The following is an 11,329-nucleotide window of genomic DNA, read 5'->3' as shown; positions in this document are numbered from 1 at the left end:
TAATCTTGATCGACCACACTCAGGCATCGCCGGCCTCACACCCTGGCAACGTGTGACCAACCTCCTTGGAAACGACACCTAGACCTCGAGAATGGCGACGATCACGGCCATGACCAGCAAGGTCAGACCCATGATGGTCGTCTCGTGCCGTTGCAGGGCGTCGAGCTTAAGGCGCTGAACCCCCGCCAGGCTGAGGCCGGTGAACAGCAGCATCCCGAGCGCGGTCGCGCCCATCAGCACCCCGGTCAGAGCGGCGAAGCCGCCCCAGCCATAGGGCGTGCTGGCCAGGAAGATCGGCAGGAACGCCTCGCAGGGAGAGAGGGCGAGCAGGGTGACCAGTCCGAGAATCGCCGCGCGGTCGGAGCGATAGGAGCGGGGCGCGCCATGCAGATGCGCGTGCTTGCGGCCACGCCATAGGTAATAGAGTCCCAGGCCCGCCATGCCGCCGGCCACCAGCAGGCCGAAGACGCCGCCCAGCCGCTCCTCCAGCGCCAGGCCGGCGGTGACCAGGACCGCGCCGAGCAGGGTGGTGACCGCCACATGGCCCACGGCCGCCAGCATGGCCACGCCCAGGGTGCGGGGCGCGGACCATGCCTGACCACGGCCGACCAGCACGAACGGCAGCCAGTGGGTGGGCAGCGCCGCGTGCAGAAAGGCCACGGCGAACCCGGTGGCGGCGATGGAGGCGAAGAGGGGCGAGGTCACAGGCCCTCTCTACAGGATGCTATACTATAGCCGCCAGAGCATGCTGGCGAAGAAGGCGAAGCACTCTATATGCGGCCGGTCGCGACGGGTTTTCGCCCGCCGCCGCGTTGACTCCCCGGTCTTGCGCTGTATAAGAGCGCTCCCTCGCCCGCAGGCTGGCCCCGCGGGCGCAATCCATTTTGAGAACAAGTCTTCGGACTTCATAAGCTTAAGGCGCGACCGATGTACGCGGTGATCAAGACCGGCGGTAAGCAGTACCGGGTTCAGGCGGGCGATCTGCTCGTGGTTGAGAAGCTCGAAGGCGAGCCGGGCGCGGAAATCGCGTTCGACCAGGTCCTGATGCTGGGCGACGGCGACGCCGTCACCGTCGGCGCCCCGCTGGTGGACGGCGCTGCGGTGAACGCGACCCTGATCGAAACCCGCAAGGGTGAGAAGGTGAAGATCTTCAAGAAGATCCGCCGTCAGGGCTATCGCCGCACCCGCGGTCACCGCCAGACCGAAACTGTCCTGCGCGTCACCTCGGTGGCCAACGGCTCGAAGGCCGACAAGTGGGACGGCACGGTCGACCTGACCAGCAAGCGCGTCCTGGACGCCCGCGCCCGCGGCCTCGGCGACGCCGCCGTGACCGCCGCTCCGGTCGAAGCCAAGGAAGCCGCTCCGGCTCCGAAGGCCAAGGCCGCCGCGCCGAAGAAGGCTGCTGCTCCGAAGGCCGCCAAGGCCGAGGGTGAAGCCGCCCCCGCCAAGAAGGCTGCGCCGAAGAAGGCCGCCGCCAAGAAGGACGCCGGCGAGGCCTAAGGCCCCGTCGCATAGGATCAGGAGAGCACAATGGCTCACAAAAAATCTGGCGGCTCCTCGCGCAACGGTCGCGATTCGGCTGGCCGCCGTCTCGGCGTGAAGAAGTTCGGCGGCGAAGCTGTCCTCGCGGGCAACATCGTCGTGCGTCAACGCGGCACCAAGTTCTGGCCGGGCGTGAACGTGGGCATGGGCAAGGACCATACCCTTTTCGCTCTGGTGAACGGCGCCGTGCGCTTCGTGACCAAGCGCGACAACCGCACCTACGTGACGATCGATCCGGTCGCACAGGCTCAGGCCGCAGAATAAGCGCGGTCCAGACCTTTCCCGGATCGCGCTTCACCTGAGTGGCGATCCGGACAGACGATCCAAGCGGGGAGTCCGGGAACGCCGGGCTCCCCGCTTTCTTTTTGGCCGCAACGCCGGACGGGGGTCTGGAAGAGCGGCGGATCGACCAGGGAGGTCGCCATGAATGTGATCGGCAGAACCCCCATCATCGAGACGCGCCGGCTGGCGCTGCGCGAGCCCCTGTCGGCGGATGCGCAGCGCCTGACCGAGCTGATCGACTACGACATCGCCAAGATGACCACGCGGATGCCCTGGCCCTACTCGCCGGAGGATGCGGACGCGTTCGTGGTTCAGGTCCAGATGCAGGACCGCCGCCGCGACAACACCTTCGCCATCACCCTGGAGGGCGAGGGCCTGATCGGCGTGCTGGGCTTCTTCCTGACGCCGGAAGGCCGGACCGAGGTCGGCTACTGGATCGGCCGTCCCTACTGGGGTCGGGGCCTGGCGAGCGAGGCCCTCATGGGCGCTCTGAGCTGGGCGTCGAGGGACTGGCGCAAGCGCCTGGTGGTGGCCGGGCATTTCGCGGACAACCCGGCGTCGGGCCGCGTCCTGTGCAAGGCGGGCTTTCTCTATACCGGGATCGTCGACGCCAAGCCGTCGCGGGCCCGGGGCGAGCCAGCGGACACGCGCATGATGGTGTGGCTGGCCTGACGGCCGGCCCGGTCAGGCCGCTTGCGCGCCCGGTCCCTTGGGGCCGGCGCGGAAGCGCGACTCGGCCGTGACGATGCGCTCACACAGCTTGTCCAGCTCCGACAGCAGCGAATAGGAGGCGTAGATGGGAATCTCCATCATCGCCGCCTGCGCCCGCGGCATCAGCTCAGTGTACTTCTTCCACGCCACGTGGGCGTCGCGCGCCGCTTCGGCGCGGTGGCCCAGGGGCGTCCAGAGGTTCAGGTCGATCAGCTCGTCCCGGCACTCCTTCATCATCGGCAGAGCGATGAACAGGAAGAGGAAGGTCGGGGTGGCGGCGCGGCTGTAGGGCGGCAGCACCTGCATGTGCCACACGCGGAAGGCCTCCAGGAAGCTGTCCTTCTTGTTCTCTTCGGGCGGCAGCCAAGGGGCCTTGCGGTCGATCAACTCGTCGGCCGAGCCGGCGCGCTTGACGAGGTCGTCAGCGGTGCGGCCGTCCCTCAGGGTCTTGGACAAGGCCGAGACAGGGATGTTCAGGCGCTTGGCGACTTCGGAATAGCCAACCGTGCGGCCGCCCATGGACGTCCACTGACCCATGGTGGGCACGCCGCCCATCTTGGCGGTCTTCAGGGCCTGGGCCTGCATGAGCAGCTTGTTCTGTTCGGCGGCCTTGGCCGCCAGCTGCTTGTCGAACTCTTCTTCGTGCTTCTTCTGCTGGGCGGCGTTCATCCAGCGGGCCTTGCCGGGCCCATAGGTGCGCTCGTAGCGGTTCAGCAGGACGAGGTTGAAACCTTCCCCGGGGCAGGGGCCCAGCTCGTTCAGGAAGGTGCGGAAATCGCGCCAGTTGCCCGTGATGCCGGTGCCCCGGGTCATCATGATGTTGCGGTGGATGTTGCTCTCGCGCTCGTACTTCTTGGCGAGCGTCGGCAGGGTCAGGTTCTTGAGGTCCTGCAAGACTTCGGCTTTGGGCGGCGGACCAGACAAACCTTGCAACTCCCTAGTAATACAACCTATGGTCGTTAATCATCGAAGTTGTTGCGGCGCTTCACGGCGCTCTGCGTCCTGTTGTCTCAGGTTCACCCTAACAATTCGTCTCCACGACGGAATCATGTCTGCGGCAGGCTCGACGCCGGGGCCCGCTTGCGACAAAAGACGCCCATGAAGTTCCTCGATCAGTGCAAGATCTTCATCCGCTCCGGCAACGGGGGCGGAGGCGCCGTGTCTTTCCGGCGTGAGAAGTACATCGAATACGGCGGTCCCGACGGCGGCGACGGCGGCCGCGGCGGCGACGTGTGGGTCGAAGCGGTCGAAGGCCTCAACACCCTGATCGACTATCGCTACCAGCAGCATTTCAAGGCCGACACCGGCGTCCATGGCATGGGGCGCAACCGCCACGGCGCGGCTGGCGCCGACGTAGTCCTTAAAGTCCCTGTCGGCACCGAGGTGCTGGAGGAGGACCGCGAGACTCTGATCGCCGACATGAATGAGCCGGGGATGCGCATCCTGCTGGCCAAGGGCGGCAACGGCGGCTGGGGCAACGACCGCTTCAAGGGTCCGATCAACCAGGCGCCCAAGCACGCCAATCCTGGTCAGGAAGGCGAGGAGAAGTGGATCTGGCTTCGCCTGAAGCTGATCGCCGACGTGGGTCTGGTGGGACTGCCGAATGCCGGCAAGTCGACCTTCCTGGCGGCGGCCAGCGCAGCCAAGCCGAAGATCGCCGACTATCCCTTCACCACCCTGACTCCGAACCTGGGGGTCGTGGACCTGTCGCCCAACGAGCGCTTCGTCATGGCCGACATTCCCGGGCTGATCGAGGGCGCCTCGGAAGGGGCGGGCCTAGGCACGCGTTTCCTGGGTCACGTGGAGCGCTCGGCGACCCTGATCCACTTGATCGACGCCACCCAGGAAAATGTCGGCGAGGTGTGGAAGACCATCCGCGCCGAGCTGGAGGCCTATGATGAGGACCTGGCCGAGAAGACCGAGATCCTGGCGCTCAACAAGGTCGACGCCCTGGACGACGAGGCCCGCGCCGAAAAGGCGGCGGAACTTGAAGCCGTGGCCGGGGTGAAACCCATGCTGGTCTCCGGCGTCTCCGGCGAGGGTGTGACGGAGCTGCTGCGCGCCGCCTGGAAAAAGGTTCGTGAGCGTCGAGGCGAGGTCGCCCCCGAGAACGACGAGGACTACGAAGAACCCTCCGCCGAAGGCTGGACCCCCTAGGATGTCTCTCGCCGGGGCCCGTAGGATCGTCGTCAAGGTCGGCTCGGCCCTGTTGGTCGATTCCGCGACCGGCGCGGCGAACCGAGCCTGGCTGGAGGCGTTCTGCGCCGACGCCGCCCGGCTGCGGGCCGAAGGGCGGCAGGTTCTGGTGGTGTCCTCCGGCGCTGTGGCGCTGGGCCGCCGGCGCCTGGGTCTTCCCAAGCGCGCCCTGACACTGCCGGAAAAGCAGGCCGCCGCCGCCGCCGGGCAAAGCCTGCTCATGCGGGCCTGGGAAGAAGCGTTCGAGCCGCACGGCGCCGCCTGCGCCCAGGTGCTGCTGACCCGGGACGACACAGAGGTGCGCCGCCGCTGGCTGAACGCCCGCGCCACCGTGGAGACCCTGCTGGCCCTCGGCGTCGTGCCGGTGGTCAACGAGAACGACACGGTGGTCACCGAGGAAATCCGTTACGGCGACAACGACCGTCTGGCCGCCCGCGTGGCCCAGATGGCCGGCGCCGACGCCCTGGTCCTGCTGTCGGACATCGACGGCCTCTACACCGCTGACCCGCGCGGCAACCCGAACGCCGAGCACATTGCCCTGGTGGAGCGCCTGACCCCGCAGATCGAGGCCATGGCCGGCGGCGCCAACGCGGGGGCCGGCGTCGGCACGGGGGGCATGGCCACCAAGCTGGCCGCCGCCCGCATCGCCGCAGCCGCCGGTTGCGCCACTATCGTCACCCTGGGATCGCGTCCGTCGCCGTTGCTGGCCATCGAGAGGGGGGAGCGGTCGACCACCTTCGCCGCCTCCACCACGCCGGCCGCCGCTTACAAGGCCTGGATCGCCGGTTCGCTGGCGCCGCAGGGCGCGCTGATCGTCGATGACGGCGCGGCGAACGCGCTTCGGGGGGGCAAAAGCCTGCTGGCCGCCGGGGTCAAGGCGGCCGAAGGGCGGTTCGGCAAGGGCGACGCCGTGGTTGTCCGCGACGAGGCGGGGCTCGAGCTGGCGCGCGGGCTGGTCCGCTACGACGCCGCCGACGCGGCCCGCATCGCCGGCCTGCGTTCGGACGCCATCGAGGCGGCCCTGGGCTTCACCGAAGGGCCGATGGTCCACGCCGACGACCTGGCCCTGGCGGCGCGGGAAACGGCCTGAACTATGGCGGTCGTTGTCACAAAGGGCTAAGGCTCACTTTGAGCATAAGTGGCGAGGCCCATGGACGACGCGGGTTCATCCCTGCAGGCGGTGATGGCGCGGATCGGGCGTGAAGCCCGGGACGGCGCGCGCGCCTTGCGTCTGTCCGCTTCCGAAGTCCGCACCGCCGCCATCGCCGGCATGGCCGCCGCCATCCGCCGCCGGGCCGAAGTCATCCTCGCCGCCAATCTGGAAGACCAGGCCGTCGCCCGCGCCGCCGGCCTCAATGCGGCGATGATCGACCGCATGGCCCTGGACGCCGGTCGGATCGCCGCCCTGGCCGACGCGGTGGACGCCATCGCCGCCATTCCCGACCCCGTCGGCGCCGAGATCACCCGCTGGGATCGCCCCAACGGCCTGGACATCGCCCGGGTGCGCACGCCTATCGGCGTGATCGCCATGATCTATGAAAGCCGCCCCAACGTGACCGCCGACGCGGCGGCCCTGTGCGTGCGGTCCGGCAACGCCGTCATCCTGCGCGGCGGGTCGGAATGCCTGCGCAGCAACCTTGCCATCCATGCCGCGGTGGCCGAAGGACTGGAGGCGGCGGGTCTGCCGGTCTCCTGCGTCCAGGCGGTGCCCACCGCTGATCGCGCGGCTGTCGGCCTGATTCTGGGCGGACTGGACGGGGCGGTGGACCTGATCATCCCGCGCGGGGGCAAAGGGCTGGTCGCCCGGGTCCAGGCCGAGGCGCGAGCGCCGGTCCTGGGCCATCTGGAAGGCCTCAACCACGTCTTCGTCCACGCCGCGGCCGATCTCGACAAGGCCAAGGCCGTGGTGGTGAACGCCAAGATGCGCCGGGTCTCCGTGTGTGGCTCGGCCGAGACCCTGCTGATCGACAAGGCCGCCGCCGCGCGCTTGCTGCCGACCATCGCCGCTGCATTGGCTGAAGCCGGATGCGAGCTGCGCGGCGATGAAGCCGCCCGCGCCATCACGCCCATGAGCGCCGCGACGGCGGAGGACTGGTCCACCGAGTATCTCGCTCCGATCATCGCCGTGGCGGTGGTCGACGGGGTCGACGGCGCGGCGGCCCACATCGCCGCCTACGGCTCCGGGCACACCGACGCGATCCTGACCGAGGACGCGGCGGCGGCCGAGGCCTTCATTACGGCGGTCGATTCCGCCATCGTGCTGGTCAACGCCTCCACCCAGTTCGCCGATGGCGGCGAGTTCGGCTTCGGCGCGGAGATCGGCATCGCCACTGACAAGCTTCATGCCCGCGGCCCGGTTGGGGCCGAGCAATTGACGACATTCAAGTATGTGGTTCGCGGGACCGGCCAGACTCGTCCCTGAGGCTGGCAGGCCGGCGGCGTCGCGGCTGGGGTTCACCCTCCAGCCCGGCATGCGCGTCGGTCTGTTCGGCGGCTCGTTCAATCCCGCGCATGAGGGTCACGCCCACGTGGCGGAGACGGCCTTGTCGCGATTGCAGCTCGACCGGGTGATCTGGCTCGTTTCGCCACAGAACCCTTTGAAGGCCTCCTCCGAGACCCAGCCCTTGGCCAAGCGCATGGCCAACGCCGCTCGTTGGGCGCGAGGACCGAAGATGATCGTCAGCGGGGTCGAGACCCAGCTGGGCGTCCAGTACACCCTCGATACCATCCGCCTGCTGAAGGCGCGGCATCCGGGCGTGCATTTCGTCTGGATCATGGGGGCCGACAGCTTGGCGACCTTCCACCGCTGGCGGGGGTGGACCCAGATCATGCGCGAGGTGCCGGTGGCCGTGGTCTCGCGTCCCTGGGCGGCGCTGAAGGCGCGCACCTCGCCCACCGCCCGGCGGTTCGCCCATGCGCGCCGGCCGGCTTCCCGGGCGCATCTGCTGCCGGGGACGAACCCGCCGTCCTGGGTCTATCTGACAGGGCCGCTGAACTTCGCCTCGTCTACCGCGCTGCGTGATCGGGCCCGCCAGGACGGAGCCAAGATGCCCGGCTGAGTCAAACCGCTCACGGATTGGGGATTTCTGTGATAGGGTCGGACGCTTGCGTGACCACCCATAGGAGCATTCCGCTGAACCGCGAGTCCGCGCACAGCGCGCCGGAAGGCCAGGCGACCGCCGCCGAGCCTTCTTCTGACGACCAGGGCCCGACTAAGCCGCTGGAACAACTGATCCTCGCCCGTCTCGACGACGACAAGGCTCAGGACGTCGTTTTCATCGATCTCAAGGACAAAAGCAGCGTCGCCGACAGCCTGATCGTGGCGTCCGGCCGCTCGCATCGTCACGTCGGCGCTCTGGCCGACCACCTGCTGCGCGCTCTCAAGGAAGAGGGCTTCGGCCGCGCGCGTGTCGAAGGCCTGCCGCATTGCGACTGGGTGCTGATCGACGCGGGGGACGTGATCGTTCACCTGTTCCGCCCCGAAGTGCGCGCCTTCTACAACATCGAGAAGATCTGGTCGGTCGAGCCGCCGGTCCGCACCATCGCCAACTGACCCCGCGGCCCGTCCCCTGAGACGGGCCGTCGCTCCCCCTCATGCGCATCACCCTGCTTACCGTTGGCCGTCTGGGCCGGATGGTCGAGGCGCAAATGGCGCTCGACTACTGCCAGCGCGCCACAGCGTCCGGCCGTGCGCTGGGCCTTGGGCCGGTTGAGATTGTCGAGGTCGAATCCCGAAAGCCGGGCAAGGCCGCCGAGGCCGAGGTGCTGCGTCCCCATTTCGAGGGCGCGCACGTGATCTGCTGCGACGAGCATGGGACCGCGCGCCCCTCCCGCGCCTTCGCCGCGGAGATCGGCAAGCTGCGGGACGACGGGGTGCGCAAGCTGGTCGTGGTGATCGGCGGGGCGGACGGGCTGGATCCATCCCTGCTGGCGGCGGCGAACGGAAAGCTGGCTTTCGGGCCGCAAACCTGGCCGCACGCCCTGGCCAGGGCGATGCTGGCGGAGCAGATCTACCGCGCGGTGACCATTCTGGCCGGCTCGCCCTATCATCGCGACTGAGGCCAAGCTACCAAGCGCCATGGCCCGCCGCTTCGTGACCGTCGCTGTCGTCCTCGTCGCGCTCGCGGCGGGGGGCGCCGTGGCGGCGCTGCAGTTCGACCAGCGCGCGGCCAGCAACGCCGCCGCGCTTCAGGCCCGGCGGGATGTGGCCGCCCTGCGCAACGAACTGGACCGGCTTCAGGCCGAACAGGTGAAGGATCTGGTGGGGGTGGACGCCAAGCGCGCCGCGCTGCAGTCCTTGAATGTCCGGGAGGCGGCGCTGACCGTCGAGCTCGGCAAGAACCGTGCGAGCCTGGCCAAGCTGCTGTCCATGCTGCAGCTCTATCGCCTCAATCCGCCGCCGGCCTTGATGGTCAGCCCGCAGGACGCCCGCCAGGCGGTGCGTGCGGCGATTTTGGTGCGGGCCATGACCCCCGACCTGAAGGCGCGGGCGGACGAGGTGTCCAGCCGGGCGCGGGTGATCGCGGCTCTTCGTCGCGAGGCGGCGGCTTCGGCCGAGGACCTGTTCACCACGGAAAGCGCGCTGGCGGATCGCAGAGGGCTGATCGAGAAGCGCCTGACGGAGGCCGCCGACCTGGAACGGCAGGCCGCCTTGGCCGGCCTCGCGCCGCAGGTGCGCGCCGCCGGCCCGCTGTCGCTGATCCGCCCGGTGGAAGGGGCGATCGTCCGCAAGTTCGGCGAAACCTTGCCCAACGGCGGTCATTCGCGGGGGCTGAGCCTGACGGCGGCCGCCGGAGAAACGGTCAGAAGCCCCGCCCGGGGGATCGTGGAATATGCAGGTCCGCTCGAGGGTTGGGGCCTCGTCTTGATTCTCCGCTCGGAGGGCGCCTACCATCTGGTTCTCGCGGGGCTCGGGGGGGTCTCCGTCGTCCCCGGACAATCCGTCGCGGCCGGCGCCCCTGTTGGGAGCGCGACCGATGGTGGAAACTCGGAGGTGGAGCTCTATTTTGAGGTCCGAGAAGGCGAGACGCCGGTTGATCCGGCCAAACGCCTGAAACCGACGGCCTGACACGGCTGTCCGCCACCGGGGCAAGGGGCGAATTTTTGATCGCGACGGATGTATCCGCCGCAAGGGAGCCAGACGGCTGATATGCGCAAGTACCTGGTGATCGGTGTTTCCTCCTTCGTCCTCGGCGCCGGGGCGATGGCCTATCTGAGCCCGATGGCTCAAGCGGCCCTGCAGCCCAAGGCCAAGACCTACCGGATGCTCGAGCTGTTCGGGGACGTGGTGGACACGGTGGAGCGCCAGTACGTTGCGCCCGTCGACGACACCAAGCTGATCGAGTCCGCGCTGGACGGCATGCTGTCCTCTCTCGACCCGCACTCCGGCTATCTGAGCCCCGACGGGTTCGAGGACATGCAGGACAACACCCGCGGCGAATACGGCGGCGTGGGTCTTGAAGTCACCAGCGAAGAAGGCGTGGTGAAGGTCATCTCGCCGATGGACGGCACCCCGGCCGAGCGCGCCGGCGTCCAGCCGGGCGACTACATCACCGCCGTCAACGGCGCGAGCGTGCTGGGCCTGTCCACCAACGACGTGGTCAAGCAGCTGCGCGGCGAGCCAGGCTCGGCCGTGGGCCTGACCCTGGCGCGCGAGAAGAGCGACCCGGTGGAGGTGAAGCTGACCCGCGAGGTGATCAAGCCGCGCACCGTCACCGCCCGTCTGGAAGGCGACTACGGCTATGTCCGTCTCGGCAGCTTCAACGAGAAGGCCACCGACGAGGTCGAGGCCGCAGTGAAGGACCTGAAGGCCAAGAACCCGGCGCTCAAGGGTTATGTCTTCGACCTGCGCAACAATCCGGGCGGCCTGGTCGACCAGGCGGTCGGCGTGGCTGACCTGTTCCTGGAAGGCGGCGAAGTGGTCAGCCAGCGCGGACGCGATCCGCGCGATATCGAACGCTACAACGCCCGCCCGGGCGACATCACCAACGGCATGCCGATCGTCGTCCTGATCAACCAGGGCTCGGCCTCGGCCTCCGAAATCGTCGCCGGCGCCCTGAAGGACCGCAAGCGCGCCGAGATCATCGGTCTGACCAGCTTCGGCAAGGGTTCGGTGCAGACCGTGATCCCGCTGCGCGGCGGCCAGGACGGCGCCCTGAAGCTGACCACGGCGCGCTACTACACGCCGTCCGGCCGCTCCATCCAGCAGACCGGCATCGATCCGGACCTGGAAGTGGCCCAGACCCGCGAGCAGGCCCAGTCCATCGCCAACCAAGCCTGGTTCAGCGAGGCCAGCTTCAAGAACGCGCTCAACGCCGAAGAGGGCAAGACCCGTCGCGGCGTGCACGAGCCGGCCGAAGCCCCGCCGCCGTCCTTCGACGACAAGAAGGGCGACTTCCAGCTGAGCCGCGCCCTTGAGGTGCTGAAGCATGGTTCGGTGGCTGCCACGCCCAAGCTGCCCAAGCCGGCGGCCAAGGTCGCCGACCTGGTGGCCAAGAGCGTCAAGCCCGAGGCCAAGCCGGTCAGCAAGTAGAACTCGGCTTCGTTTTCCGATCAGCGCCTCTCCGGAATGTCCGGGGAGGCGTTTTTCGTTGATGGC

Annotated in this window: 13 protein-coding genes; 11 read left to right on the top strand and 2 right to left on the bottom strand. The window is 68.6% G+C overall.

Annotated elements, in window-relative coordinates; translation table 11 throughout:
* Nucleotides 1-78 precede the first annotated feature (78 nt).
* Nucleotides 79-705 (bottom strand): hypothetical protein, encoded by a 627-nt coding sequence (locus tag P7B02_RS04715; protein ID WP_277785149.1) that lies wholly within the window; start codon nucleotides 703-705, stop codon nucleotides 79-81.
* A 222-nt stretch (nucleotides 706-927) separates the two neighbouring features.
* On the opposite strand from P7B02_RS04715, the gene rplU reads away from it, so the two are divergent.
* The 3 genes from rplU to P7B02_RS04700 all read left to right on the top strand — a co-directional run bounded on the left by rplU (nucleotide 928) and on the right by P7B02_RS04700 (nucleotide 2,496).
* On the top strand, nucleotides 928-1,500 hold the full coding sequence (gene rplU / locus P7B02_RS04710; RefSeq protein ID WP_277785148.1) for a 50S ribosomal protein L21: 573 nt from the start codon (nucleotides 928-930) through the stop codon (nucleotides 1,498-1,500).
* A 30-nt stretch (nucleotides 1,501-1,530) separates the two neighbouring features.
* Nucleotides 1,531-1,806 carry a 50S ribosomal protein L27 gene (rpmA, locus tag P7B02_RS04705; protein ID WP_277785147.1) on the top strand — a complete coding sequence of 92 codons (276 nt, stop codon included), beginning with the start codon at nucleotides 1,531-1,533 and terminating at the stop codon, nucleotides 1,804-1,806.
* 159 nt (nucleotides 1,807-1,965) lie between these two features.
* Nucleotides 1,966-2,496, top strand: a complete 531-nt coding sequence (locus P7B02_RS04700) for a GNAT family N-acetyltransferase (RefSeq protein WP_277785146.1) — start codon at nucleotides 1,966-1,968, stop codon at nucleotides 2,494-2,496.
* A gap of 12 nt (nucleotides 2,497-2,508) precedes the next feature.
* Here the strand turns inward: P7B02_RS04700 and P7B02_RS04695 are convergent, their stop codons facing one another.
* Nucleotides 2,509-3,429: a hypothetical protein gene (locus P7B02_RS04695; RefSeq protein WP_277785145.1), complete on the bottom strand. Its 921-nt coding sequence runs from the start codon at nucleotides 3,427-3,429 to the stop codon at nucleotides 2,509-2,511.
* Between the two features lie 204 nt (nucleotides 3,430-3,633).
* On the opposite strand from P7B02_RS04695, the gene obgE reads away from it, so the two are divergent.
* The 8 genes from obgE to P7B02_RS04655 all read left to right on the top strand — a co-directional run bounded on the left by obgE (nucleotide 3,634) and on the right by P7B02_RS04655 (nucleotide 11,263).
* Entirely contained in the window at nucleotides 3,634-4,692 is a 1,059-nt protein-coding gene (gene obgE / locus P7B02_RS04690) for a GTPase ObgE (protein ID WP_277785144.1), read from the top strand.
* A gap of 1 nt (nucleotide 4,693) precedes the next feature.
* On the top strand, nucleotides 4,694-5,821 hold the full coding sequence (proB, locus tag P7B02_RS04685) for a glutamate 5-kinase (RefSeq protein WP_277785143.1): 1,128 nt from the start codon (nucleotides 4,694-4,696) through the stop codon (nucleotides 5,819-5,821).
* Nucleotides 5,822-5,881: 60 nt separating this feature from the next.
* Complete coding sequence (locus P7B02_RS04680; RefSeq protein ID WP_277785142.1) at nucleotides 5,882-7,153, top strand: glutamate-5-semialdehyde dehydrogenase; 1,272 nt, start codon at nucleotides 5,882-5,884, stop codon at nucleotides 7,151-7,153.
* Nucleotides 7,119-7,790, top strand: coding sequence for a nicotinate-nucleotide adenylyltransferase (locus P7B02_RS04675; RefSeq protein ID WP_277785141.1), 672 nt, complete (start codon nucleotides 7,119-7,121; stop codon nucleotides 7,788-7,790). The genes P7B02_RS04680 and P7B02_RS04675 overlap by 35 nt, the downstream gene beginning before the upstream one ends.
* A 74-nt stretch (nucleotides 7,791-7,864) precedes the next feature.
* Nucleotides 7,865-8,284 (top strand): ribosome silencing factor, encoded by a 420-nt coding sequence (rsfS, locus tag P7B02_RS04670; protein WP_277785176.1) that lies wholly within the window; start codon nucleotides 7,865-7,867, stop codon nucleotides 8,282-8,284.
* 41 nt (nucleotides 8,285-8,325) lie between these two features.
* The gene (rlmH, locus tag P7B02_RS04665) at nucleotides 8,326-8,790 is read left to right on the top strand and encodes a 23S rRNA (pseudouridine(1915)-N(3))-methyltransferase RlmH (RefSeq protein WP_277785140.1); all 465 of its coding nucleotides are present in this window, start codon (nucleotides 8,326-8,328) and stop codon (nucleotides 8,788-8,790) included.
* A gap of 19 nt (nucleotides 8,791-8,809) precedes the next feature.
* The gene (locus P7B02_RS04660; protein ID WP_277785139.1) at nucleotides 8,810-9,799 is read left to right on the top strand and encodes a murein hydrolase activator EnvC family protein; all 990 of its coding nucleotides are present in this window, start codon (nucleotides 8,810-8,812) and stop codon (nucleotides 9,797-9,799) included.
* Nucleotides 9,800-9,880: 81 nt separating this feature from the next.
* Nucleotides 9,881-11,263: a S41 family peptidase gene (locus tag P7B02_RS04655; RefSeq protein ID WP_277785138.1), complete on the top strand. Its 1,383-nt coding sequence runs from the start codon at nucleotides 9,881-9,883 to the stop codon at nucleotides 11,261-11,263.
* The last annotated feature ends 66 nt before the right edge of the window (nucleotides 11,264-11,329 follow it).

Origin of the sequence: Caulobacter segnis (assembly GCF_029543125.1) — a bacterium.
In the GTDB taxonomy this organism is placed as follows: domain Bacteria; phylum Pseudomonadota; class Alphaproteobacteria; order Caulobacterales; family Caulobacteraceae; genus Caulobacter; species Caulobacter segnis_D.
This window is presented reverse-complemented; position numbering and strand designations above follow the sequence as displayed.

Coding starts and splice junctions, on each gene's coding strand:
- P7B02_RS04660 (WP_277785139.1), top strand. CDS start 8,810: ATGGCCCGCCGCTTCGTGACCGTCGCTGTCGTCCTCGTCGCGCTCGCG.
- P7B02_RS04675 (WP_277785141.1), top strand. CDS start 7,119: ATGTGGTTCGCGGGACCGGCCAGACTCGTCCCTGAGGCTGGCAGGCCG.
- P7B02_RS04680 (WP_277785142.1), top strand. CDS start 5,882: ATGGACGACGCGGGTTCATCCCTGCAGGCGGTGATGGCGCGGATCGGG.
- obgE (WP_277785144.1), top strand. CDS start 3,634: ATGAAGTTCCTCGATCAGTGCAAGATCTTCATCCGCTCCGGCAACGGG.
- proB (WP_277785143.1), top strand. CDS start 4,694: ATGTCTCTCGCCGGGGCCCGTAGGATCGTCGTCAAGGTCGGCTCGGCC.
- P7B02_RS04655 (WP_277785138.1), top strand. CDS start 9,881: ATGCGCAAGTACCTGGTGATCGGTGTTTCCTCCTTCGTCCTCGGCGCC.
- rlmH (WP_277785140.1), top strand. CDS start 8,326: ATGCGCATCACCCTGCTTACCGTTGGCCGTCTGGGCCGGATGGTCGAG.
- rplU (WP_277785148.1), top strand. CDS start 928: ATGTACGCGGTGATCAAGACCGGCGGTAAGCAGTACCGGGTTCAGGCG.
- rpmA (WP_277785147.1), top strand. CDS start 1,531: ATGGCTCACAAAAAATCTGGCGGCTCCTCGCGCAACGGTCGCGATTCG.
- P7B02_RS04700 (WP_277785146.1), top strand. CDS start 1,966: ATGAATGTGATCGGCAGAACCCCCATCATCGAGACGCGCCGGCTGGCG.